Origin of the sequence: Pseudomonas kurunegalensis, assembly GCF_030291635.1 — a bacterium.
Classification (GTDB): Bacteria; Pseudomonadota; Gammaproteobacteria; order Pseudomonadales; family Pseudomonadaceae; genus Aquipseudomonas; species Aquipseudomonas monteilii.
Genome location: NZ_CP127871.1, coordinates 1,776,715 through 1,801,735, shown reverse-complemented (window position 1 = coordinate 1,801,735; position 25,021 = coordinate 1,776,715). Strand labels below are relative to the sequence as shown.

Annotated in this window: 19 protein-coding genes; 6 read left to right on the top strand and 13 right to left on the bottom strand. The window is 63.9% G+C overall.

The features are described 5' to 3' along the window. Positions 1-67 precede the first annotated feature (67 nt). The 3 genes from QQ992_RS08120 to QQ992_RS08110 are packed head-to-tail and all read left to right on the top strand — an operon-like array spanning position 68 to position 5,537. A complete protein-coding gene (locus tag QQ992_RS08120; protein WP_286112934.1) occupies positions 68-1,306 on the top strand; it encodes an exonuclease SbcCD subunit D C-terminal domain-containing protein in 1,239 nt (412 codons plus the stop codon). Continuing rightward, on the top strand, positions 1,303-4,947 hold the full coding sequence (locus QQ992_RS08115; protein WP_286112932.1) for an AAA family ATPase: 3,645 nt from the start codon (positions 1,303-1,305) through the stop codon (positions 4,945-4,947). Before QQ992_RS08120 ends, QQ992_RS08115 begins: the two co-directional genes overlap by 4 nt. Then, a complete protein-coding gene (locus QQ992_RS08110) occupies positions 4,944-5,537 on the top strand; it encodes a glutathione S-transferase (protein WP_286112931.1) in 594 nt (197 codons plus the stop codon). Before QQ992_RS08115 ends, QQ992_RS08110 begins: the two co-directional genes overlap by 4 nt. Positions 5,538-5,684: 147 nt before the next feature. On the opposite strand, the gene QQ992_RS08105 is transcribed toward QQ992_RS08110, so the two are convergent. From QQ992_RS08105 to QQ992_RS08055, 11 genes are all read right to left on the bottom strand, one after another. Continuing rightward, a complete protein-coding gene (locus tag QQ992_RS08105; RefSeq protein ID WP_012271225.1) occupies positions 5,685-5,864 on the bottom strand; it encodes a hypothetical protein in 180 nt (59 codons plus the stop codon). Positions 5,865-5,986: 122 nt separating this feature from the next. After that, a complete protein-coding gene (locus tag QQ992_RS08100; protein ID WP_286112929.1) occupies positions 5,987-7,117 on the bottom strand; it encodes a lactonase family protein in 1,131 nt (376 codons plus the stop codon). Continuing rightward, the gene (locus QQ992_RS08095) at positions 7,083-7,373 is read right to left on the bottom strand and encodes a DUF5629 family protein (protein WP_016714876.1); all 291 of its coding nucleotides are present in this window, start codon (positions 7,371-7,373) and stop codon (positions 7,083-7,085) included. The genes QQ992_RS08100 and QQ992_RS08095 overlap by 35 nt, the downstream gene beginning before the upstream one ends. 165 nt (positions 7,374-7,538) lie before the next feature. After that, positions 7,539-9,914, bottom strand: coding sequence for an efflux RND transporter permease subunit (locus QQ992_RS08090; protein WP_286112926.1), 2,376 nt, complete (start codon positions 9,912-9,914; stop codon positions 7,539-7,541). 20 nt (positions 9,915-9,934) lie between these two features. Then, entirely contained in the window at positions 9,935-10,963 is a 1,029-nt protein-coding gene (locus QQ992_RS08085; RefSeq protein WP_286112924.1) for a WD40/YVTN/BNR-like repeat-containing protein, read from the bottom strand. Between the two features lie 277 nt (positions 10,964-11,240). Next, the gene (pepN, locus tag QQ992_RS08080; protein ID WP_286112923.1) at positions 11,241-13,898 is read right to left on the bottom strand and encodes an aminopeptidase N; all 2,658 of its coding nucleotides are present in this window, start codon (positions 13,896-13,898) and stop codon (positions 11,241-11,243) included. A gap of 12 nt (positions 13,899-13,910) precedes the next feature. Further along, entirely contained in the window at positions 13,911-14,741 is an 831-nt protein-coding gene (locus QQ992_RS08075) for a DUF2797 domain-containing protein (protein WP_119370828.1), read from the bottom strand. Continuing rightward, positions 14,738-14,998 carry a YeaC family protein gene (locus tag QQ992_RS08070; RefSeq protein WP_119370829.1) on the bottom strand — a complete coding sequence of 87 codons (261 nt, stop codon included), beginning with the start codon at positions 14,996-14,998 and terminating at the stop codon, positions 14,738-14,740. The genes QQ992_RS08075 and QQ992_RS08070 overlap by 4 nt, the downstream gene beginning before the upstream one ends. A gap of 13 nt (positions 14,999-15,011) precedes the next feature. Further along, entirely contained in the window at positions 15,012-15,890 is an 879-nt protein-coding gene (locus tag QQ992_RS08065) for a rhomboid family intramembrane serine protease (protein ID WP_119370830.1), read from the bottom strand. Further along, positions 15,887-16,858: a metallophosphoesterase gene (locus QQ992_RS08060; protein ID WP_105945315.1), complete on the bottom strand. Its 972-nt coding sequence runs from the start codon at positions 16,856-16,858 to the stop codon at positions 15,887-15,889. The genes QQ992_RS08065 and QQ992_RS08060 overlap by 4 nt, the downstream gene beginning before the upstream one ends. Further along, positions 16,858-17,748, bottom strand: a complete 891-nt coding sequence (locus QQ992_RS08055) for an NAD(+) kinase (protein ID WP_008090067.1) — start codon at positions 17,746-17,748, stop codon at positions 16,858-16,860. The genes QQ992_RS08060 and QQ992_RS08055 overlap by 1 nt, the downstream gene beginning before the upstream one ends. An 88-nt stretch (positions 17,749-17,836) precedes the next feature. On the opposite strand from QQ992_RS08055, the gene QQ992_RS08050 reads away from it, so the two are divergent. Both QQ992_RS08050 and QQ992_RS08045 read left to right on the top strand, forming a co-directional pair. Then, on the top strand, positions 17,837-18,769 hold the full coding sequence (locus QQ992_RS08050) for a DUF1853 family protein (protein WP_286112918.1): 933 nt from the start codon (positions 17,837-17,839) through the stop codon (positions 18,767-18,769). A gap of 135 nt (positions 18,770-18,904) precedes the next feature. Further along, positions 18,905-19,450: a cytochrome b gene (locus tag QQ992_RS08045; protein WP_060498795.1), complete on the top strand. Its 546-nt coding sequence runs from the start codon at positions 18,905-18,907 to the stop codon at positions 19,448-19,450. Here the strand turns inward: QQ992_RS08045 and QQ992_RS08040 are convergent. Together QQ992_RS08040 and QQ992_RS08035 are read right to left on the bottom strand one after the other, a co-directional pair. Continuing rightward, the gene (locus QQ992_RS08040; RefSeq protein WP_286112916.1) at positions 19,441-20,334 is read right to left on the bottom strand and encodes a 1-aminocyclopropane-1-carboxylate deaminase/D-cysteine desulfhydrase; all 894 of its coding nucleotides are present in this window, start codon (positions 20,332-20,334) and stop codon (positions 19,441-19,443) included. The two genes, QQ992_RS08045 and QQ992_RS08040, sit on opposite strands and share 10 nt — an antisense overlap. Positions 20,335-20,486: 152 nt before the next feature. Next, positions 20,487-22,523: an NADPH-dependent 2,4-dienoyl-CoA reductase gene (locus QQ992_RS08035; RefSeq protein WP_286112915.1), complete on the bottom strand. Its 2,037-nt coding sequence runs from the start codon at positions 22,521-22,523 to the stop codon at positions 20,487-20,489. Positions 22,524-22,782: 259 nt separating this feature from the next. Between QQ992_RS08035 and QQ992_RS08030 the strand changes: the two genes are divergently transcribed. Then, positions 22,783-25,020 carry a TonB-dependent siderophore receptor gene (locus QQ992_RS08030; protein ID WP_286112913.1) on the top strand — a complete coding sequence of 746 codons (2,238 nt, stop codon included), beginning with the start codon at positions 22,783-22,785 and terminating at the stop codon, positions 25,018-25,020. The last annotated feature ends 1 nt before the right edge of the window (position 25,021 follow it).

The window sequence follows — 25,021 nt, the reverse complement described above, 5'->3', positions numbered from 1 at the left end:
AGCCCCATGCTTGGGTTACCATACCGCCCTTTCCCCGCTTGCCCGACTCGACACCAACAGGTCATCCATGCGTCTGTTTCATACCTCCGACTGGCACCTGGGCCAAAGCCTGCACGGCCAGGAACGCGACTTCGAACACGCCTGCTTCCTCGACTGGTTGCTCGGCCAACTGCGCCTGCGCCAGCCCGATGCGCTGCTGATCGCCGGCGATATCTTCGACACGGTCAACCCGCCGGTCAAAGCCCAGGAACGTCTCTACGACTTCATCGTCCAGGCCCACGAGCAGCAGCCCAAGCTGGATATCGTGATGATCGCCGGCAACCACGACTCGGGCTCGCGCATCGAGTTGCCCGCCGCCTTGATGCGCCGCCTGCGTACCCATGCCCTGGGCCGTGTGCATTGGCTGGACGAAGGCCAGCTGGATGCCGAGCGCCTGTTGATTCCGCTGACCAATGGCCGTGGCAAGGTCGCCGCCTGGTGCCTGGCCCTGCCCTTCCTGCGCCCGGCGGAAGTGACCGGCCCGCACCTGGGTGACGACTACCTGCAAGGCATCACCCAGGTACACCAGCAACTGATCGCCGCCGCGCAAAAAAAGCGCAAGAAAGACCAGGCGCTGATTGCCATCAGCCATGCGCACATGGCCGGTGGCGCGGTGTCGGAGGACTCCGAGCGCAGCCTGATCATCGGCAACGCCGAGGCGCTGCCGGCCAAGCTGTTCGACAAGGCCATCAGCTACGTTGCCCTGGGCCACCTGCACAAGCCGCAGAAGGTCAACCGCGAAGAACGTATCCGCTACAGCGGCTCGCCGATCCCGCTGTCGTTCGCTGAAATCAACTACCCGCACCAGGTGCTGGAAGTGGAGCTGGACGGCAGCGGCCTGGTCAGCGTCGAGCCGCGCCCGGTACCGCGCGCCGTGGCCCTGCAACGGGTTGGCCCGGCACCGTTGGGCGAACTGCTGCAGCAACTGGCTGACCTGCCGGTAGTCGACCTGCTCGAAGACCCCAACCGCCAACCCTGGCTGGAAGTGCGGGTGGTACTGGACGAGCCGCAACCCGACCTGCGCCAGCAGATCGAAACCGCCCTGGAAGGCAAGGCCGTGCGTCTTATCCGTATCAGCGCTGAATACGCTGGCCGCACCAGCGCCGAAGACGATGACCTGGCCTTTGTCGAGCTGGCCCAGATGACCCCGCAGGACCTGTTCAGCCGCGCCTGGGAACAGGCCTACGGCAACCCCGCCGACGAGCAGGCGCTGGCCGACTTTGCCCTGCTGTTGCAGGACGTGCAGCAGGAAGAGGAGCAGCCATGAAGATTCTCGCCATCCGCCTGAAGAACCTGGCATCGCTGGCCGGTCCGGTGGAAATCGACTTCACCGCAGAGCCCTTGGCCAGCGCTGGCCTGTTCGCCATTACCGGGCCCACGGGTGCGGGCAAAAGCACCCTGCTCGACGCCTTGTGCCTGGCGCTGTTCGGCACCGTACCGCGGCTGAATGCCATCGGGCGCGAGGCCAAGGTGCCGGACGCCGATGGCGAAATCCCTACCTACGACTCGCGCAACCTGCTGCGCCGAGGCACCGGCAGCGGCTTTGCCGAAGTCGATTTCGTCGGCATCGATGGCCGCCGCTACCGCGCCCGCTGGGAAGCCAACCGCGCCCGCGACAAGGCTAATGGAAAACTGCAACTTAGCCGCCAGAGCTTCTACGACCTGGACAGCGAGCAAGTACTGGCCAGTGCCAAGAATGAATTCAAGCCTCTGGTCGAAGCGCGCCTGGGCCTCAACTTCGATCAGTTCACCCGCGCCGTGATGCTGGCCCAGAGCGAGTTCGGCGCCTTCCTCAAGGCCGATGACAAAGATCGCAGCGAACTGCTGGAAAAGCTCACCAACACAGCCATCTACACCCGCCTGGGCCAGCGCGCCTTCAGCAAGACCCGTGAAGCCGGCGAGGCCCACAATGCCCTGAAAGACCGCGCCAGCCACCTGCTACCAATGGCTGCCGAAGCCCGTGCTGAACTGGACCAGCGCCTGGAGCAGGCACAGCAGCAGTTCAAGGCCGACCAGGCCGACGAGCGTCAGCTGGAGCAGCAGCGCAACTGGTTGAATGAACAACGCCAACTGCAGGCCCAGTACGCCGAAGCCGGCACCGCGCTGCAGGCCGCCGAGCAGGACTGGCAGCAACTGGCCGAACCTCGCCTGGACCTCGTTCGCCTGGAGCGTTTGGCGCCGCAGCGTCACCAGTTCCATCGCCAGCAAACGCTGACCGCTCAACTGGCGCCAGTCGCAGCGACGATCGCTGAACAGCAACAGCAACAAACTGAGTTGCACCTGCGTACCCGTGAACTTGAACAGGCACTGGACAATGCCCGCCAAGCGCTGGCCGACAACCAGGCCCGGCACGGTGAAAACGCCCCGCGCCTGCGCCAGGCCTTTGCCGCACAGGACAACCTGGCGCGCCTGGACCAGGAGCTGGCCGCGCAGCGCAGCAGCAGCGAACAGGCCGCACAGCACGTCGCCGACGGCCAGCAACAGGTGCAGCAGCTGGAGCACAACCAGCAACGCAGCGTGCAGCAACTGGCCCAGATCGACACCGCGCTCGCCGACAGCCAGCACCTGGCGGGCCTGGCCGATGCCTGGCATGCCTACCTGCCGCAACTGAAGCAGGTGATGCTGATTGGCGGCCGTCTGGCCAAAGGCCGTGAGGAACTGCCTGGCCTGCAAGCTTTGGCCAGCCAGGCCAATGCGCACTTGCAGGCCGAACGCGACACCTACGACCTGCTGTTCCGCGAAGCCAAGGCCGAACCGCACGCCCTGGCGGAACAGATCGACCTGCTGGGCGGCATGCTGCAGGACAACCGCAAGCAGCAACGCGCGATTGAACAACTGTCGCGCCTGCATGGCCGCGAAATGGAGCTGCGCCAGCAGCTGGATGCCGTGCGCGAGCGGCAACAGCAAGCCATGCAGCAGCGCCAGCAACTGATTACCGAGGGCACCGCCGCCAAGGCCGAGCTGGAAGCCGCCGAACAGGCACTTGACCTTACCCGTCAGCTGCTGGAGCGCCAGCGTCTGGCGCGCAATACCAGCGTTGAAGAACTGCGTGGCCAGTTGCGCGATGGCGAACCCTGCCCGGTATGCGGCAGTGCCGAGCACCCGTTCCATCAACCCGAAGCGCTGCTGCAAAGCCTGGGGCGTCACGACCAGGCCGAGGTAGACGCCGCGCAGAAGCAGGTGGAAACCCTCAACAGCAAACTGGTGGAGCTGCGCACCCAGTTGGGTGTGGTCAACGCCCAGCTCAAAGACTATCAGCAGCAACAACTGCAACTGGGCGAACAACTGCATGCCCAGGTGGCCGAGGTGCAAGCGCACAGCCTGTGGCCTGCCCTCGCCCCACAGGACGACAAGGCCCGCAGTACCTGGCTCGACAGCCAGTTGCGACGCCTGGACGAAGAAATCGGCCAGGACGAGAAGCGTCAGAGCGCCCTGCTCGCCCTGCAAAAAGATGCAGCCCGCCTCAATCAGCAACTGCAGGCCGCCCACGAAGCGCAACAGCAGGCCCAGCGCCACCTGGAGCACCAGCACCAAGCCCTGGCCAACGACGAGCAGCAACTGCAGCAAGGCCTCGACGACCTGGCCGGCGTATTGCCCGAAGAAGCCGTCAAGGCCTTGAGCGACGACCCGGCCAATGCCTTCCTTGCCCTGGACCAACAGATCGCCCAGCGCCTGCAACAACTGGAGCAACGCAAGGACGAACTGGAGGAACAACAAGCCCGTCAGGCCCAACTGGACAAGCTGCGCGACCAGCAACAGGCACGTATACAAGGCCAGCAGCAGTTGCAGCAGAAGCTGGCCACCCTCGACGAGCAACGCCAGCAGGCCCAGGCCTCCCTCGGCGAACTGCTTGGCGAACACACCAGTGCCGAAGCCTGGCAGCAGCACATGGACACCACGCTGGAACAGGCCCGCGCCCTGGACGCCGACACCGCCCAACGCCTGCAAGCGCTGCGCACCCAGGGCGTGCAGCTGGCCAGCGAACTCAAAGCCAACATCCAGCAGCAACAGGCACTGGACACCGAGTGCCAGCAGTTGCAGGGTCAGATCAGCCAGTGGCGCAGCGAGCACCCGGAGCTGGATGACGACGGGCTGGATCGCCTGCTGGCCATGGATGACGCGTACGTCCATGAGTTGCGCCAACGCCTGCAAGGCGCGGAAAAGGCCATCGAACAAGGCCGCGTACTGCTGCAGGAACGTGAGCAACGCCTGCAACAGCACGCCGCGCAAATGACCGTGGACTCTTCTGCCGAAGCCCTGGAGCAAGCCCTGACCGAGCTGCGCGAACGCCTGGCCAACCACGAACAGCAGTGCGCCGAACTGCGCGCCCAGCAGGCCGACGACCAGCGTCGCCAGCAGGCCCATCAGGCACTGGCGGCCGAAATCGAACAGGCTCACCAGCAGTGGCAACGCTGGGCCCGCCTGAACGCGTTGATCGGTTCGGCCTCGGGCGATGTGTTCCGCAAGATCGCCCAAGGCTACAACCTCGACTTGCTGCTGCACCACGCCAACGCCCAGCTGCGTCAGCTGGCCCGCCGTTACCGCCTCAAGCGTGGCGGCAGCGCCCTCGGCCTGCTGGTGCTGGACACCGAGATGGGCGATGAACTGCGTTCGGTACACTCGCTGTCGGGCGGGGAAACCTTCCTGGTGTCGCTGGCCCTGGCCTTGGGCCTGGCATCGATGGCCTCCAGCACCCTGCGCATCGAGTCGTTGTTCATCGACGAAGGCTTCGGCAGCCTGGACCCCGAGTCGCTGCAACTGGCGATGGACGCGCTCGACGGCCTGCAGGCCCAAGGCCGCAAAGTGGCAGTGATCTCCCATGTGCAGGAAATGCACGAGCGCATTCCGGTACAGATCCAGGTGCGGCGCCAGGGCAATGGCCTGAGTGACGTGGAGGTGTGCGGGTGATCCTCTACTCGTTCCGCCGCTGCCCCTGGGCCATGCGTGCGCGCCTGGCCCTGCGCTATGCCGGCTGCGAGGTAGAAATCTGCGAGGTGGCGATGAAGAACAAGCCGGCAGAGCTGCTGGCCTTGTCGCCCAAGGGCACGGTGCCGGTGCTGGATACCGGTGCCGGGGTGCTGGAAGAAAGCCTGGACATCATGCGCTGGGCGCTGGTGCAAAACGACCCGCAGGACTGGCGCTTGCAGGCAGACCCTGCGGCGGCGCAGGTGGCTGACGTGTTGATTGCGCGGAACGACAGCACGTTCAAGGCGCAGGTGAACCTGTACAAGTATGCCGAGCGTTACCCGGCGTATTCCCGCGAGCATTACCGTCAGCAGGCCGAGGCCTGGCTGGCGGAGCTCGAAGGCCTGCTTGAAGGCCGGCCTTACCTGCTGGCTGATCACCCGAGCCTTACCGATGCCGCGTTACTGCCCCTGATGCGCCAGTTTGCCGGGGTCGAACCGCAGTGGTTCGCCGAGGCGGCTTATCCGCGGGTGCGGAGCTGGCTGGAGGGGTGGTTGGCTTCGGAGTTGTTCCGGTCAGTCATGGCCAAATGAGTTCACACGATCCCTTGTAGGAGCGGCCTTGTGTCGCGATAGGGGCGCGCAGCGGCCCCAAATATCTGCATCACAGCCGAGATAGCCGGGGCCGCCTTGCGGCCCTATCGCGACACAAGGCCGCTCCTACAGGGGACCGCGCAAAGCTCAGTGGTTGTGCTTGCCGCTGAGGGCCGCATGGAAGTTCGCGCTCTGGCGCAGGTACTGCTCGGTGTAGCTGTGAGTAGCGGACGCCTTGCCGCTGCTGTCGGCATGGGCATGGGCCGGCAGTACGACCGAAGCGGAAATGGCGGATGCGGCAATGACCGGGAAGAGATTGAAGTTCATCTGGGCTGACCTCGACGGCGGTGGTTTGACGGTGGCCCGTTTGGGCCTTGGGTCAAACTTACGCCGCCGAGGCCGAACGCAAAAATTCATTGCGGCAGTATCGATTATCACGCCGATCGATATCACTCGATGAACTTCAGGTCCGATGGGGCATCCTGTTTCAACGTCTGCACCGTCTCCAGCAGCTTGCCGCTGCGCGGATCGCGGCGTATGACCACGATCTGGTTGCTCTTCTGGTTGGCCACCAGCAGGAAGTTGTCACTCGGGTCCAGGGCAAACTCACGCGGGTGATCGCCCTCCACCGAGCGGCGCTGCAGGAAGGCCAGCTGGCCGTCCTGCTTGCCCACGCTGAACGCCACGATCTCGTTGGCCGTGCCACGGTTGCTCACGTACAAGAAGCGCCCGTCCGCCGACAGGTGCAAAGCACCCGCCGCCTTCGCTGCTGCCTCGTGGTGTTCAGTCAGTGGCAGGCGCTGGCGTTCCACCAGGTTGCCATCCTGCACATCGAACACCACCACCTCTGCACTCATTTCCAGGGTGAGATAGGCGTGCAGGCCCTTGGCGTCAAACAGCAGGTGACGCGGCCCACTGCCCGGCGGTAACGCCACCGACGCGGGTATCGCCGGGGTCAGCGGGTGGTCCGCGCTGGCGCCGTCGTAGCGGTAGATGAACACCTTGTCGGCACCCAGGTCGCTGGCATACAGGTGCCGGCCGTCCGGCGACAGCACCAGCGAATGCACATGGGCACCAGCCTGTCGCTCGGGGTTGACCCCGCTCGGCTTGTGCCGGGCCTGTTGCACCACGGGCTTGAGCTTGCCGTCCTTGGCCACCGGGATCACCACCAGGCTGCCACCAGGGTCGGGCTTGACCGCGTAATTGGCCACGAACAGGAAGCGCTGGTCGCGGCTGAGGCTGGCGTGGGTTGGCTCGTCGCCCTGGCTGGCCACTTGGTTAAGTGGTTTGATTTCGCCTTTGGTGCTGATGCTGAAACTGCTGGCATGCCCCTGCGGGGTTTCATTTACCGCGAACAGCTGGCGCTGGTCAGCCGACAGCACCAGCCACGAAGGGCTGACGCTTTTCACCACTTGCAGGGGTGTGGGGTCGATATGGCCGGCCTTGTCGTCGAACTGATAACGGTAAATGCCCTGGCTGGCGCCATCGGTGTAGCTGCCCACCAGCAAGGTAGCGGCGTGGGCATGGAAGGTCAGGCTCATCAGGCTAGCGGTCAGCAGGCTCGTCCAGATCCGGTTCATCTTGGTCGTCGTCCGGGGCACGAAAGGCACTCATACAGACTAGACGATGCTCGCCATCGGCATCGTTGAGTTGCCATTCATCACCCGTCGCGATGGCGGCGGCGACTTGCTCGGGAGTGAAGGACCAGCGGCGCAGTTGGCGACCGTCCATGCATTCGACGGTGAGGCCGGATTCGTCGGCGGTGAAGTCGAAGGCGTGCAGGCCATCGATCAGGAGCATGTCGCAGGTTTGCAGGGCGGTGGCGAGGGGGGACATGGGGGTACCAGTAAGGGATGTGGCGGGATTATAACCCTGGGGCTGCTTTGCAGCCCATCGCGACACAAGGCCGCTCCTACAAGGGATCGCGTCAGCCTGCCAATATGCGTTCACCTGTAGGAGCGGCCTTGTGTCGCGATGGGCCGCAAAGCGGCCCCCTGCGATTCAATGGGCGAAAATCGACCCACCCTCCTTGCCCACCATCTTCTCCGGCTTGATCAGGAACCGCGCCAGCGCTGGCAACAGCCACAGCGCACCAAACATGTTCCACAGCAACATGAAGGTCAGCATCAACCCCATGTCGGCCTGGAACTTGATCGCCGAGAAGATCCAGGTGCACACGCCGATGGCCAGGCACAAGCCGGTGAACAACACTGCTTTACCGGTCGAGCGCAGGGTCTGGTAATAGGCCTCCTGCAACGGCAGCCCGGCCCGCAAGAAGCTTTCCAGGCGGCTGTAGATGTAGATGCCGTAGTCCACGCCAATACCCACACCCAGCGCCACCACCGGCAGGGTCGCCACTTTCACCCCGATGCCCATGTAGGCCATCAGCGCGTTGCCCAGCACCGAGGTCAGCACCAGCGGCAGCACGATGCACAGGGTGGCGGCGAACGAGCGGAAGGTGATCAGGCACATTACCGCCACGCAGATGTACACCAGAATCAGGATGGTCAGCTCGGCCGACTTGATCACTTCGTTGGTCGCCGCCTCGATCCCGGCGTTACCCGCCGCCAGCAGGAACTGCAGGCCTTCCTTGTTGTGGCTGTCGGCAAACGCCTTGGCCACGGCAGTGACCCGTTCCAGGGTTTCGGCCTTGTGGTCGTTGAGGAACACCAGCACCGGCGCCAGCGAGCAGTCACCGTTGTACAGGCCGTCGGCACGGGCAATGGAGTTGTTGAGGATGTCCGGGTTACGCGACAGGGTCTCCCATTTCAGGCTGCCCTCGTTCATGCCCTTGATCACCTGCTTGGACACGGTCACCAGGGAAATCGCCGACTGCACGCCCGGGGTGCTCTGCATGGTCCACATCAGCTCGTCGATCGGTGCCATGGTCGAGTGGATCGAGCACTGCTCCGGCGGGGTCTTGACCATGATCACCAGCACGTCGGAGCTGGTGGAGTAGTTGCTGATGATGAAGCTGTTGTCCTGGTTGTAGCGCGAATCGGGGCGCAGCTCTGGCGCGCCCTGGTCGAGGTCGCCGATTTTCAGGTTCTGGCTGTACCACAGGCCACCGGCAAAGGCGACCAGCGCCAGCACCACGGACACAGGCGCTACTTTGGCACTGGCGAAGTTCGACAGCAGGCGCCAGAACGGGTGCTCGCGGGTAGCGTCCTTCTTGCTGCGCTCGATGGCCTTCTTGCTGATACCGACGTAGGAAATGGCTACAGGCAGCAGGATCAGGTTGGTGAACACGATCACTGCCACGCCGATGGAAGCGCCGATGGCCAGCTCGCGGATCACGCCAATGTCGATGATCAGCAGGGTGATGAAGCCTACGGCGTCGGCGAGGATGGCGATCATCCCCGGCAGGAACAGCTGGCGGAAGGTGCGACGCGCCGCCGTAAGGGCGTTATCCGCGTCACTCGACTGCAAGGCGATGCCGTTGATCTTCTGCACCCCGTGGGAAATACCGATGGCGAAGATCAGGAACGGCACCAGCATCGAGTACGGGTCCAGGCCAAAGCCCACCGCATGCATCAGCCCCAGCTGCCACACCACCGCCACCAGGGTGGTGATAAGCACGGCGATGGTGCTGCGGATGCACCAGGTGAACCAGTACAACAGCACCCAGGTGATCGCCAGAGCAACGCCGAAGAACATTGCCACCATCACCAGGCCGTCGATCAGGTCGCCAACCTTCTTGGCGAAGCCGACGATGTGTACCTTCACGTTGGGGTTCTGGGCCTGGAACTTGTCACGGATCTTTTCTTCCAGCAGGTGCGAGAACTGCTGGTAGTCCAGCTTCACCTGCTTGCCCGGGTCTTGCGGGTCGGGGTAGCTCTCCAGCAGCGGCACATCGACGATGCTGGACTTGAAGTTGTTGCCCACCAGCCGCCCTACCTGGCCCGACTTGAGCACGTTGTCGCGCAGGGTGTCGAGGCTGTCCTGCGAACCGTTGTAGGTGTTGGGGATTACCTCGCCACCGGAAAAGCCCTCTTCGGTGACCTCACTCCAGCGCACGCTGGGGCTCCACAGCGACTTGAGCCCGGCACGGTCGACACCCGGGATGTAGAACACCTCGTCATGGATCTGGCGCAGGGTCTCCATGTAGTCCTTGTCGAAGATGTCGCCATTGACCGCCTCCACCGAGATGCGCACGGTGTTGCCGAGGTTGGCCAGGTCGTTGCGGTGCTCCATCATCTGCTCGATGAACGGGTGTTGCAGCGGGATCATCTTCTCGAAGCTGGTGGAGGGGCGAATCTGCGTGGCCTGCCAGAACAGGAAAATGCTCACCAGGACGCACAGGGCGATGACCACGGGGCGGTTGTTGAAGATCAGGCGTTCGAGCAGCGTGGCCTTGTCCTGGTGGTGCGGGTGCATGGTAATGCTCTCCCTGCTGGTCATCGGCTTGCCCCCTCGGCCCCTTGGGCATCCGCCAGGTGTACACCACCCTGCCCTACCAGCAGCAGGCCACCGTTGGCCAGGCCGCTGACGCCGGCCAGGGCGATACGGTCGGCACGGTTGTACACGCTGAAGGCCTGGCCGCCATCGGTACTGCGCAGCACGCTGCCGCCGTTGCCGACCAGCACCAAGGTGCCATCATCGAGAAGCGTAGCGCTTGCCAGGCCGAATTCGAGGTTGCCGCGCGCAGCCTTGAGTTCGATCGGCTGCCAGCTGTCACCAAAGTCGGTGGAACGGAACAGGTTGCCGCGCAGGCCGTAGGCCAGCAGGGTGTGGGGTTGGGCAGTGCCGATCACACCGAACAGCGAGCCCTCGTAGGGGCCTTCGACCTTGGCCCAGGTCTGGCCGTTGTCGGCGGAGCGGAACATGCCGCCCTGCTCGCCCACGATGAACAGGCCGGCGTCACGCACTCGGGTAATGCCGTTCAGGTGAAGCTGGTCGGGGTTGTCCAGGCGCTCGGCCACGTCCTGCCAGTGCTGACCGCCGTCGGTGGTTTCCAGCAAGGCGCCGTAGGCCCCCACGGCAAAGCCGTGCTGGGCGTCAAGGAAGGCGATATCGAGCAAGGGTGCTTCGCGGGCGAGGTCTTCGAACTGCTTGGTCCAGGTGGCGCCGCCGTCGTTGCTGGCGAGGATTTGCGAATCGTGGCCGACGGCCCAGCCGCGTTTGTCGTCGAGGAAGAACACGGCGGTGAGCAGTTGCCGGGTGGGCACGCGGGCCTGGGTCCAGGTGCTGCCCTGGTCGTCGGAGAACAGGATGTGACCCCGATCGCCCACCACCACCAGGCGTTTGCCGGCATGGGTGGCGCCGATCAACAGGCTTTGGCTGGCCTTGGCAGATTCAGTGGAGTATTCGTCGGCGGCGGCGGCCTGGGCGCTGTCGGCCCACCCCCCCAATGCCAGTGCCAGCACTGCGCTGGCTGCCCATGGCCAGGCACCGCGCCTGGCTGGCGCCTGTAGCTGTTCCCTCATGACTGCCCCCTGTTGTGTTCTTCTTGGTGGGTCAATGCACTGCAGGCACTGCGAAAAGCCTGATCTAGAGGCCTGCAATAGCTTGAGGGGATCGTAGCGGGGATGTTTGCGGGATTACAACGGGCGGGGTGTTATGTTTTGTTGTCGGCTTTAAAAAGCCGGGGCCGCTGTGCGGCCCATCGCGACACAAGGCCGCTCCTACAGGGAATCGCATACCCCCTGTAGGAGCGGCCTTGTGTCGCGATGGGCTGCACAGCAGCCCCAAGATCTACCAGGCTTACGCCAGGCTCTTGCTCACCACTTCATACACATCACTGGACAGCTCACCGGAAGCCAGAATCCGCTCCAGCTCACCCTTCATCAGGGCCTGACGCGCGTCATCATACTTGCGCCAGCGGGTCAGCGGCGCCAGCTGGCGCGAGGCAATTTGCGGGTTCAGCGCATTCAGCTCGATCACCAGGTCCGCCAGGAAGCGATAGCCCGAACCATCCGCCGCATGGAAGTTGACCAGGTTCTGCCCGGCAAAAGCACCCACCAGCGCACGGACCTTGTTCGGGTTCTTCAGGGTGAACGCCGGGTGCTGCATCAGCGCCTTGACCCGCGCCAGCCCGCCCGGCAGCGCGCTGGCCGCCTGCACGCTGAACCACTGGTCCATGACCAGCGGGTTGTCCTTGAAGTGCTCGGCAAAGGTGTCCAGCGCCTTGGCGCGTTCAGCCTCGAACGGCGAGTTGACCAGCACCGCCAACGCCGTCAGGCGCTCGGTCATGTTGTCGCACTGGTCAAACTGCTCCAGGGTCGCTTCCAGCACTTGCGGCTTGCCGCTCTGCATCAGGTACGACAGGGCAATGTTCTGCAGGCTGCGGCGGGCAAAGTGTTCGGCAGAGGCCACGTAAGCGGTGCTGCGCGACACTTCACGGTTGGCCTGGTAGCGCGCCCACAGGGCGTCGAACAGCTGTTCGGCGATCTGCTGGCGGGCGAATTCGCGAGCGCCGTGGATGGCGTCAACGTCGGCCACCTGGCTGATTTCAGTGAGGTAGGCCTCACCCGGCAGCGAAAGCATTTCGGCCACCATGGCCGGGTCCAGCGCTTCGTTGCCCAACACGGTGCCCAGGGCGGTGATCAGTCGCTGGTCGAGCTTGAGCGCTTCACCACGCTGGTGCTGGCCAATCAGCTCTTGCAGCACCTGCACCGACAGTTGCTGGCCCGCCTCCCAGCGGTTGAAGCCGTCGCTGTCGTGCTGCATCAGGAACATCAGCTGGTCGCGGTCATACGGGAAGCTCAGCTTCACCGGGGCGCTGAAGCCTCGCAGCAGCGAAGGCAGCGGCTTGGCCTGGATGCCCTGGAAGGTGAAGGTTTGCTCGGCCTCGATCACCGACAGCACACGGCTGGTACCGCCAGCAGCCGCTTCACCGGCCAGGCGCAGCGGCAGGTCATTGCCTTCGGTGTCCAGCAGGCCCAGCTCCACCGGGATCACGAACGGCAGTTTTTCGGCCTTGTCCGGGGTTTGCGGGCAGCTCTGGCGGAAGGTCAGGCTGTAGGTCTGCGCGGCAGCGTCATAGGCTTCGCTGACCTCCAGGCGCGGGGTGCCGGCCTGGTTGTACCAGCGCTTGAACTGGCTGAAGTCGACGCCGTTGGCGTCTTCCATGGCCTTGATGAAGTCGTCGGTGGTCACCGCCTGGCCATCATGGCGTTCGAAGTACAGGTCGCTGCCCTTGCGGAAACCTTCGGCGCCCAGCAGGGTGCGGACCATGCGCACCACTTCGGCGCCCTTCTCGTACACGGTCAGGGTGTAGAAGTTGGAGATTTCGATGAAGCTGTCCGGGCGCACCGGGTGGGCCATGGGGCCGGCGTCTTCGGCGAACTGGTGGGTCCGCAGGTAGGCGACGTCTTCGATACGCTTGACCGTGCGCGAGTTCATGTCGGCACTGAACTCGGCATCGCGGAACACCGTGAAGCCTTCCTTCAACGACAGCTGGAACCAGTCACGGCAAGTGACGCGGTTACCCGACCAGTTGTGGAAATACTCGTGGGCAACCACGCCTTCGACGCGCTGGTGCGCGGCATCGGTGGCGGTTTCGGCACGGGCCAGCACACAGCTGGAGTTGAAAATGTTCAGGCCCTTGTTTTCCATGGCGCCCATGTTGAAGTCGTTGACCGCAACAATCATGAAGATGTCCAGGTCGTACTCACGGCCATAGACTTCTTCGTCCCAGCGCATGGACTTCTTCAGGCTGACCATGGCGTGGTCGCACTTGTCGATGTTCTCGGGCTCGACGTAGATGCGCAGGGTCACATCCCGGCCAGACTGGCGGGTGAAGGTGTCCTCGACGCACCAGAGGTCACCGGCCACCAGCGCGAACAGGTAGGCCGGCTTCATGAACGGGTCTTCCCAGGTCGCCCAGTGGCGGCCATCTTCTGCCGGCCCGCTGCCGATCGGGTTACCGTTGGACAACAGCACCGGGTAGCGATGCTGCTCGGCGATCACCGTGGTGGTGAAGGTACTCATGACGTCCGGGCGGTCGAGGTAGTAGGTGATCTTGCGGAAGCCCTCGGCCTCGCACTGGGTGCAGAACATCTTGCCCGACTTGTACAGGCCTTCCAGCGCGGTGTTGCTTTCGGGGTGGATCTTCACACTGGTGTCGAGGGTGAAGCGCTCGGCCTTGGGGTGCACGGTCAGGCTGTCGACGTCCAGCTGATAGTCAGCCGCGTGCAGTTCCTGGTCATCCAGCGAAGCGCGCAGCAACTCCAGTTGCTGGCCATCGAGCACCAGTGGCGGCAGCCCGGCACCGCGCGCCGGGTTGCGGCGCATCACCAGTTGCGCGTGAACCAGGGTGTGGTCCTCGAACAGCTCGAAGGTCAGGTGCGTCTCGTCGATCAGGTACTCGGGCGCCTGGTAATCCTTCAGGTAGATCACTTGCGGTTGTTCGGTACGCATGTAGAGGTCCTTTTACTGGAGCACGGCCAGCTGGTAGGCCGTGTACTTGCGAATATTGATCACACCGGTATCGAAGATCAGGTACTGGCCCTTGATACCCAGTAGCGTGCCTTCGGCCACCGGGTCTTTGTCGAGGTTGAAGCTGACGATCTTTTTCGGGTAGGCCTCGACCGGGTAATTCATCTGTACCACTTCGGCGTCGGGCAGCGGTTGAATCGCCTGCAAGCCGAAACGCGCTTGCAGCGCGCTCAAACCGTCGGCACAGGCGTCGAAAATCTGGTCACGAATGGCCGGCAGGTCGAGCACCTCGGCGTCGCCCTTGAGCAGCGCACGCCAGTTGGTACGGTCCGGCACCTGGCTGCGCAGCACGTCTTCGACCAGGCCGGACTGCTGGCGGGTGGCCACGCGCATGATCGGCAGGGCCTGGCTGGCGCCCTGGTCGAGCCAGCGGGTAGGCAGCTGGGTGGCGCGGGTGATACCGACCTTGATCCCCGACGAGTTGGCCAGGTAGACCACGTGGTCGGTCATGCAGAACTGTTCGCCCCACGACGGCTCACGGCAGGTGCCGGCGTCGTAGTGGCATTTTTCCGGGGCCATGATGCACACGTCGCACTGGGCCAGCTTGGTCATGCACGGGTAGCAGTAACCCTGGCTGAAGCTGGTCTTGGTGCGTTTGCCGCAATGGCTGCAATGAATGGCGCCAAGGTACTCCAGGCGCAGGCGCTGGCCGATCAGCGGGTTGACCGGCACCTGCGTGTCATCCAGGCGGAAGCTGTACTGCACCACCGGTGCCTGCAGGCTTACCGCCATTTTGCTCAACGAGCCACGAGCGAGTTCGATCAATGTACCGAGTCCGACTTGAACAGAATGTTGGCGATCGGCGCGGACTTGGACGCACACTCCTGCGGGCCCATGTAGCCGGTGCGCTGGTCTTCAGGCAGGTTCTTGATCTCCCAGGCGATAACGGCCTGCAGCGACAGCTCTTTCTGCTCGGCGGTGAGCTTGCGGCCATCCGACCATTTGCCGATTTCCACGGCCAGTTTCAGGCTCTCGTAGATTTCCGGGGTAATGTTTTCGATCATTTGCGCGAAAGTGGACATAGTGTCTCCTGATTCAAGCCGACAGTTTACGCCGGGCCAGCGCCCCGCCCAAGAGCCCGGTCAGGCATCCGATGAGCAGCCCGCCCACGTGGGCGGCGTTGGCGATCTGGCCAAGGCCCAGGGTGCCGACCACGCCGGTGAGGCATACCACCAGCCAGATCAGCATCATCACCAGCACGCCCTTGGGCAGGTTGAAGTAACGGTTGGGCGCCAACCACTGGAACAGCCACACATGCCCGAGCAGGCCATACAGCACGCCGGACAGGCCACCGAACAGGCTCGGCCCACTGGTGTAGTGCTGGGCCAGGTTGGACACCAGGCTGAACAGCAGGGTCAGGCCCAGCAGCATCCAGGGGCCTTGGCGCAGTTCGATGCGTTTGCCCAGCTCCCAGTACCACAGGCTGTTCATGGCCAGGTGCAGTACACCGAAATGCAGCAGCATGGGCGAGACCAGGCGCCACCACTGGCCTGCGTCCAGGGTTTGCGCCAGCGGGCTGAAGTACAGGTAGTCGCCCTGGACGCGGAAATCGAGGAAGGTGAACCAGCTGATGGTGGTGAAGTTGTCGCCCAGGCTGGTGAGGCCGGCGACGATGAAGCACAGCAGCAAAGTAAAGGTGGTGATTTTGCAGGCGCGGGCCTGTTCTGTCAGGGAGGGCCCTTTCGCGGGTAAACCCGCTCCTACCGGGTCATCATTCGCCGGGATATCGGCGTTGCCGTTGGGGTAGCGTTGATAGAGCTCGCGGACGTTTTCGGCGAGGGTGTCGGGGGCCCAGAGCACCTGGGCATCGCCCTCCTCGCTCACCCGATGCGGCACCTGCAGGCGCTGCAACAGGTGGACGAAGCCGCTGAGGTCGACCGACAGCGGCAGGCGCATCACTTCGATAATGTTCATTGGTTGGCCTGTGGGCGGTCGACGTCGACCCAGACGAACTTGTGCGGGTCGATGCGGGTTTCATCATCCAGCCGGTAGGCGACCAGCTTGCCGTAGAGCACGGCGCTGTAGTCCAGGCAGGCCAGGTTGGCGCGGATCGGCGCCGGGCGGCCGCTGCGCCAGTAGTGGCCGACGAACAGCAGAGGCTCGTCTTCGTCGTAGCGCAACAAGGCGTTCTTCTGGCTGTGGCTGAGCGGGGTGCTGGCCACCTCTTCGGGCAGGGCATCAGGCTGGAACACGATGTCACCGTAGGTTTGCGGGTCTTCTTCCCAGAACTTGGTGCGGAAGAAGGCGCGAGTCAGGCCATCGCCGCCCGTCAGGGTCAGGCCGTCCGGCAGGCGCATGTCAGTGCCGCGCAACAGGCGGTTGCACACGGTAGCGGCAAAGCTGTTGCTCACCGCCGAGGCCTGGATGAAGTGTTCATCGATGCGCCCGTCGGGGTACTGCTGGCGCAACGGCTCGATGAGTCGCGGGTCCCAGCAGGCGTGCACCAGGCGGAAGCGCCCGGCGTCGACGAACAGCGGCATCTGGTAGAACCAGTTGACGAAGTCGTGCCAGTCGCCGGGGTGGTGGGCGAACTGGGTCAGGGTTTCGTCGATCAGCCGGGCGTGGCGTGGCGTGTGCTCGCGCACGTAGGCCTTGCCACTGCCAGGCAGCGCCGGGGTAACCCAGCCCAGGGCGTTGTACTCGTGGTTGCCCATGATGCACAACGCCTGGCCGGCCTCGACCATGTCGTGGACGATATGCAGCGCCTCGCGGATGCGTGGCCCACGGTCGACGATATCGCCCAGGAACAGCGCCATGCGCCGCGGGTGGCGCCACACGCCGGCCACGCGCTTGTAACCGAGGGCGTCGAGCAGGCGTTCAAGGGTCAGCGCACAACCGTGCACATCACCGATGATGTCGAAACTTCGCGCCGGATCGAACATCAGTCGTCCCTGCTCCCCAGGCGGCTGCCCCAACCGAGCTTGGTGCGGCAGACCTCGTAGTAGTTGTGGTCCAGCGGGTGGATCAGGCGCAGCTTCTGCGGCTTCTTGCTGACCGTGATGGTGTCGCCGGGGGCGCAGGTGAAGTGGTTCTGGCCGTCACAGGATACTTGTGGGTAGATCTGCAGATCCTTCGACACCACGATCTTCAGCTCGCTGTTGCCATCGACCACGATCGGCCGGCCCGACAGGGTGTGCGGGTACATCGGCACGATGACGATGGCGTCCAGCTTGGGGTGCATGATCGGGCCGCCGGCCGACAGCGCATAGGCGGTGGAGCCGGTGGGGGTGGCGACGATCAGGCCGTCGGCCTTCTGGCTGCAGACGAACTGGCCGTCGATGTAGATCTCGAACTCGATCATGCGCGTGGACTTGCCCGGGTGCAGCACCACATCGTTCAGCGCATCGCCCTGGCCAATGGCTTCGTGGTGGCGGCGCACTTCGGCCTGCAGCAGGAAGCGGTTTTCCACCAGGTAGTGGCCGTCGAGCACCTCGGCGACTTTTTCTTCCAGTTCGTCGGGGCGGATGTCGGTGAGGAAGCCCAGGTTGCCACGGTTGATGCCCAGCACCGGAATGTTGTGACGGGCCAGGGCGCGGGCAGCGCCCAGCAGGCTGCCGTCGCCGCCGACCACGATGACCAGGTCGCAGACTTCGCCCAGCAGCTTGCGGGTGGAGGTTTGCAGGCCATGGCCGGGCAGCACTTCGGCGATGGTGTCCTCGAGGATCACATGCAGGTGGCGCTCGAGGAGGAATTTTTTCAGTCGGCGAATGGTGTCGAGCACCTGCGAGCTGCCAAGGCGACCGATGATACCGATATTGCGAAATTGCTCCATGGGGCTCCTGCGAGGCTCTGCGGCGGGTGACGATGGGCCGATTATGGGCGAAACCACCGGGTAGCGGCAAACCGGCTATGCTCGCTGGATGATGCCATTCGCCCTGCTCCACGACCTGCCCCGGCAACTGCGCCGCCCTGCCGTGCGCGACCTGGCCTGGGCCATGCTGTCGCCGCCCCTGCTCAGCGCCCCGCCCTGCCCCCAGCGCCACCCGCTGGCGGGCAGCCTGTGGGCGCAGCAGCCGCAGCACCTTGAACAGTGGTTGCGCGCGCTGGATGAAGATGACCGGCCATTGCAAGACTGGCTGGCGAAGCTGGGCAGCCGGCGGCTGGGGCATTACTACGAACGCCTGTGGCAATTCGCCCTGGGCCAGGCGCCGGGCATCGAGCTGCTGGCAGCCAACCTGGCGATCCGAGATGCCGGGCGCACGCTGGGCGAACTGGATATGGTGTTGCGCGACCGTGACGGCGTGCACCACCTGGAACTGGCGATCAAGCTGTACCTGGGGCCGGAAGGCGCCGGGCACGACCCGCATGCCTGGCTGGGGCCTGGGTGCCATGACCGGCTGGGGAGCAAGCTTGCGCACCTGGCGGGGCATCAGTTGCCCATGTCGAACGGGGCCCACAGCCGCGAGCTGTTGACCGGGTTGGGGGTTGGCCAGGTACAGGCCCATGTATGGCTAGGGGGCTATCTGTTCTACCCATGGCCGGGGCATGCCGAGCCACCGACGGGCGCCAACCCGCAGCACTTGCGTGGGCGCTGGGTACGGCGGCGGGACTGGGTCATGGCCGAGGGTGAGCATTGGCAGCCATTGCAGCGGCATGCCTGGCTGGCACCGGCGCGGGTCGAGGCTGGTGAATGCTGGGCGGTGGAGCAGTTTGCCGCGTGGTTGCATGTGCTGGAGCGGCTGGCACCGGCGCAGTTGCTGGTGAGGCTGGAGCAGGAGGTTGATGGTGCCTGGCAGGAGGTGGAGCGGGTGTTTCTGGTGGCTGACAGTTGGCCATTTCCCCCCGAAGAATGAAGTCGCTCGCGAAAGGGCCGGAGCAGGCAACACAATTTTCACAGACCCAGCGCAAAGATTTGTTCCCGGTAGCCATTAAAGTGATACCTGAGCGCCAGCAAGAGCGCCATTCCGACCTGATGACGAGGACCGATCATGGTTTCATCCACCCCCGCGACCCACTACGCGCGCCTGTCCATCGCCCTGCATTGGCTGATGCTGGTGCTGCTGGCCGCTGTCTACGCCCTTATCGAACTGCGCGGCCTGTTCCCTAAAGACAGCGTTGAACGCAACCTGATGAAAGACCTGCACTTCATGCTCGGGCTCAGCGTGTTCGTACTGGTCTGGCTGCGCCTGGCCGTACGCCTGAGCCGCCCGACCCCACCGATCGTGCCCAAGCCGCCGGCCTGGCAAACCGGGCTTGCGCACCTGATGCACCTGGCGCTGTACTTGCTGATGATCGGCCTGCCGCTGGCCGGCTGGCTGATCCTCAGCGCCGCCGACAAACCGGTGCCGTTCTTCGGCCTGGAGCTGCCCCACCTGATCGGCCCGGACCCGGACCAGGCCAAGTTCATCAAGGGCTGGCATGAACGGGTTGGCAGCTGGGGTTACTGGCTGATCGGCCTGCACGCGCTGGCCGGGCTGTACCACCACTATGTGCAGCGCGACAACACGCTGCTGCGCATGCTGCCTTACAAGTAACCGCGCCGGCCCTGCAGGCCACCAGTGTGAACGACGATCAGGCGGGTGCCGGGCGCGAACAGCCCGGCACCGACCTGCTCACGCAAGGCCAGCAGGGCCTTGCCGGTGTACAGGGCTTCGAACGGTACGCCGCTGTGTTGCTCGCACTCGGCGATGAAGGCCAGCAGGTCATCGTCGAACTTGCCGAAACCGCCACGGCAGGCGTCGTGAAGCTGGTAGCCGTGGCCGCCGGCCAAGGCTGCCACCGTCTCGGGCACACCGTGGTCCCGGGGTACGGCCAATGCGCCATGTACGGCATGTGCGCCCGCCTCGGCCAGTACCAGGCCGGCCAACGTGGTACCGGTGCCAGCAGCCAGCCACCAGGCGTCATAATCCGACCAGCCCAGTCCCGCGATTTGTGAGCGCGCCTGCTCCATGATCAGGGCACAACCTTGTGCGCCGGCCAGCCCGCCGCCGCCTTCAGGGATGCAGTGCCAGCCGGGGTAGCGGGCCTGCCACGGGGTCCAGAAGTCGGGTTCGTTGCGCGCGCGGTAGCCACCATAGCCCAACCAGTGCAGTTCCATGCCCAATGCCTTCACGTCACGCACAGTGGGTGTGTCCTGGGCGTGACCCCGTAGCAGGCCGGCGGTGGCGAAGCCGAAGCGCTTGCCGGCGGCGGCCAGGGCGTGCAGGTGGTTGGAATGATTGCCGCCGAGGCTGATCAGGCCCGGGGCATTGCTGGCGCTGGCCTGCTGCAGGTGATGGCGAAGCTTGAACCACTTGTTGCCGCTGATCAGTGGGTCGATCAGGTCCAGGCGCAGGATGGCTGCCTCGACATTGGCAGTTGCCAGCCAAGGCAGGTTCAGGGGTTGCAGGGGGGCTTGAGGGAGGTCGAATACATGCATGGATCGCAGTTTACAGGGAAATCCTGGGGGCGCTTCGCGCCCCTTTCGCGACACAAGGCCGCTCCTACAGGGACCGCGCAAGGCTAAAGATTACGTGGGCCTGTAGGAGCGGCCTTGTGTCGCGAAAGGGCCGCAAAGCGGCCCCGGCAATCTCAGAGTTCAGCCGCCAACCTTGAGCCTTGGTTGATCGCCCGCTTGGCATCCAGCTCAGCCGCCACATCCGCACCACCAATCAGGTGTACCGATTGCCCTGCCGCCACCAGCCCGTCCTGCAATTCACGCAGCGGATCCTGCCCGGCGCAGATGACCACGTTGTCCACCGGCAACACCTGCGGCTCGCCATCCGCCACACGAATGTGCAGGCCGGCATCGTCGATACCCAGGTACTCAACGCTATTGAGCATTTGCACCCGTTTGTTCTTCAGCCCGGTGCGGTGAATCCAGCCGGTAGTCTTGCCCAGGCCATCACCCACCTTGGACTTCTTGCGCTGCAACAGGTACACCTGCCGCGCCGGGGCATGCGGCTCGGCCTTGACCCCGGCCACACCACCGCGTGCTTCCAGGTGGGTATCGATGCCCCATTCCCTCCAGAACGCCTCACGGTCCTGGCTGGTGGCCACCCCCTGATGCACCAGGTACTCGGACACATCGAAGCCGATACCACCCGCGCCAATCACCGCAACAGACTGGCCCACCGGCTTGCGCTCAAGCAATACGTCGAGATAGCTGAGCACCTTGGCATGTTCGACACCGGGAATGGCCGGGGTACGTGGGGCAATGCCGGTGGCCAGGATGATGTCGTCGTAGCCACCGTCCACCAATGCCTGCACATCGACACGGGTATCCAGGCGCAGGTCCACGCCCGTGCTTTTCACCTTGTTGCGGAAGTAGCGCAGGGTTTCAAAGAACTCCTCCTTGCCCGGCACCCGCTTGGCGACGTTGAACTGCCCGCCAATCTCGCTGGCAGCGTCGAACAGGGTGACCGAATGGCCACGCTCAGCCGCCACGGTGGCCGCTGCCAGACCCGCCGGGCCGGCCCCCACCACGGCAATGCGCTTCACGGCCCGTACAGGCAGGTAATTGAGCTCGGTTTCGTGGCAAGCACGGGGGTTGACCAGGCAGCTGGTCAGCTTGCCGCCAAAGGTGTGGTCCAGGCAGGCCTGGTTGCAACCGATGCAGGTGTTGATCTCGTCGGCACGCCCGGCCGCCGCCTTGTTGACGAAATCCGGGTCGGCCAGGAATGGCCGGGCCATCGAGACCATGTCGGCATCGCCCTCGGCCAATACGGCCTCGGCCACCTCCGGGGTATTGATACGATTGGTGGTGATCAGCGGAATGCTCACCGCGCCACGCAGCTTGGCGGTGACCTTGCTGAAGGCTGCACGCGGCACCTTGGTGGCGATGGTCGGGATACGCGCTTCGTGCCAGCCGATGCCGGTGTTGATCAAGGTCGCGCCAGCCTGCTCGATGGCCTTGGCCAATAGCTCGATCTCGTCCCAGGTGCTGCCACCTTCCACCAGGTCGAGCATCGACAGGCGGAAGATGATGATGAAATTCGGCCCTACCGCACCACGCACCCGGCTGACGATGTCCACCGCCAGGCGCATACGGTTTTCATAACTACCGCCCCAACGGTCGGTACGGTGGTTGGTATGGGCAGCGAGGAACTGGTTGATGAAGTAGCCTTCCGAACCCATGATCTCGACGCCGTCGTAACCGGCACGCTGAGCCAGCACCGAGCAATTGACGAAGTCGGCGATCTGCTTCTCGATGCCCGCCTCATCCAGCTCTTTGGGTTTGAACGGGTTGATCGGCGCCTGGATCGCACTGGGTGCCACTTGCCGTGGGCTGTAGGCATAGCGCCCGGCATGCAGGATCTGCAAGCAGATCTTGCCACCCGCGGCATGTACCGCTTCGGTGACGATACGGTGCTTGTCGGCCTCCTCCTCGGTGCTGAGCTTGGCCGCACCGGAATACACCCCGCCTTCATCGTTGGGCGCGATGCCGCCCGTTACCATCAGGCCAACGCCACCACGGGCGCGCTCGGCAAAGTACGCCGCCATTCGCTCGAAGCCGCCGGGGCGCTCTTCGAGGCCGGTGTGCATCGAGCCCATCAGGGTGCGGTTGCGCAAGGTGGTGAAGCCCAGGTCCAGCGGGGCAAGCAGGTGCGGGTAGCGGTCGGCGGCCATGGAAAGGTCCCCTGGTGGCGTGATCACGGTATGCAGGCACCTCACCGGTCAGCGGGGCCTGTCGTTTGTCTGTCAGCGACATTAAACAGCCGTTTGAATTGACTCAATGATTGAAACTGACAAGTTAATGATCAAAACAAACAGGAAGACCTCACGCTATGTCATGAATTGTAAAAATATTTTCATGTGCGTATTGAAAACGTAAATCAATTGTAAATAATTCGCATCCGACAATAACTACCAACTGGATGCTGCCTTCATGGTCAAAACCCGCCTCACCCGGCTGTCTCCCCTGTCGCTGCACCTGTGCCTCGGCGTCGCCGCTGCACTGCCAACCGGCGTACTGCGCGCCGAAACACTGGACCCGACGACACAGGAGGCTGCCAAGGATGGCGGCAAACACGTATCCCCCCCCATGGAGCTGTCAGCCACCAACGTCGAAAGCCAATGGCTGGGCGCCAGCACGGAAAACACCGGCAGCTATGCGCCGGGCACCACCACCATGGGCGGCAAGGGGCCGCAGAAACTGCGCGAGATTCCGCAATCAGTAACCGTCATCACCGATCAGCGCTTGCAGGACCAGCAACTGCGCAACATGGACCAGGTGATGAACCAGATGACCGGTGTTACCCGCAAGGAGGCATGGGCCAAGAACACCTATGTGTCCCGTGGCTTCGAAATCAACGATGTGCGCTACGAAGGTGGCGCCACATCGAGCATGCTCGACAGCAGCCGCTACGAAGACCTTGCCCAGTTCGACAGCGTCGGTTTGTTGCGCGGTGCCGACGGTTTGTACGGCGCAGGTGAACCGGGCGGGGTGATCAACTTCAGCTACAAGCGCCCGCTGGCGCAGCCGCAGGTAAAAACCCTGACCTCGGCCGGCAGCTGGGACAACTACCGTGGCGAATTCGATGTAACCGGCCCTTTGGCAATGGATGGGCGCCTGCGCGGGCGCTATGTAGGCGTGCTGGAAGACAAACACAACTTCGTCGACTACGACCACAAGAAACGCAACCTCAATTATGTGTCGTTCGAGTTCGATGCCAGCGACGACACCCTGCTGTTCTTCGGTGCCAGCCACCAGCGTGACGACCTCAATGGCGTGCGCAACACCCTGGGCCGCTTCTCCGATGGCAGCGATCTGGGCCTGTCGCGCAGCACCAACCTGACCACGCCCTGGAGCTGGAACGATATCGAGAACACCACGGTGTTCGCCCGCCTGGACCAGCAACTGAGCGACAACTGGAAAGCCGTGGCCAACGTGCGCCACAACATCAACCGCAACGCGCAGAATGTGGTGGAGCTGGAAAACCCCATCGACCCGGCCACTGGCACCGGCGGCTCGTGGTGGAACAACCAGCATGATTTCAAAACCACCAACACCACCCTGGACCTGAACCTGCAAGGCTCGTTCGACGCGTTCGGCCACATGCACGACCTGACCGTGGGGGTGGACGGCAGCAAGCTCAAGAGCCGTGGTGGCAGCTACTGGAACTTCCTTTACGACGACCTGATCTTCTCGCCAACCCTGCCGGACCGCTTCCCCACGGCCGAGAATTTCCCGGACACCAGCACCGATGTGCGCAAGGCAGGCGCTTACACCTCGCTGCGCATCCGCCCGGTAGACGACCTATCGCTGATCATCGGTGGTCGCTACACGCTCATGGAAGACACCGAGTATGTCGGTGCCAATGGCCAGAAGCTCAACTCTATCGATGAGGACCGCCAGTTCGTGCCGTACTACGGCATCGTCTACGACCTCAGCGAAACCACCAGCCTGTACGCCAGCCACGCTGAAATCTACAAGTCGCAGGCTACCCTTCTGCAAGGCCCACCACCGGGCAGCAAGGCCCTGGAGCCGTTGACCGGCACCAACTACGAGGTCGGCATCAAGCAGGAGCTGGCTGACGGCAAGCTGCTGGCCAGCTTTGCCTTGTACCGTATCGAGAAGAAGGGCGAAGGCCAGATCGATCCCGACTACCCACGTCAGTGGGGGTCTGTCACCTCATGCTGCTATGTCGGCAATGGCTACCAGCTGAGCCAGGGCTTCGAACTGGAACTGAACGGCGAAGTGCTGCCGGGGCTGCAAGTGGCGTTGGGCTATACCTACAACGCCAACGAGAACAAGCGCAAAGGCGATGCCCGTTTCAGCACCCATACCCCGCGCCACCTGCTCAAACTGTGGACCGACTATCGCTTCCAGCGCCTGCCGGCACTGAGCCTTGGCGCCGGGGTGATCGCCCAGAGCGAGCACAGCGAATCGGGCACCGTGGTGCCTTTGGGCGGCAGCGAATCGCTGGACTACTCCTTCGTGGAAAGCGGCTACGCCATCTACTCGGCACGTGCCGCGTATGATCTGGACGAACACTGGACCCTGGCCCTGAACGCCAACAACCTGTTCGACAAGACCTACTACAGCACCGTGTCTTCGACCGGCTATGGCAACCTGTATGGCGAACCACGCAGCTTCCTGGTCAGCCTGAGCGGCAAGTTCTGAT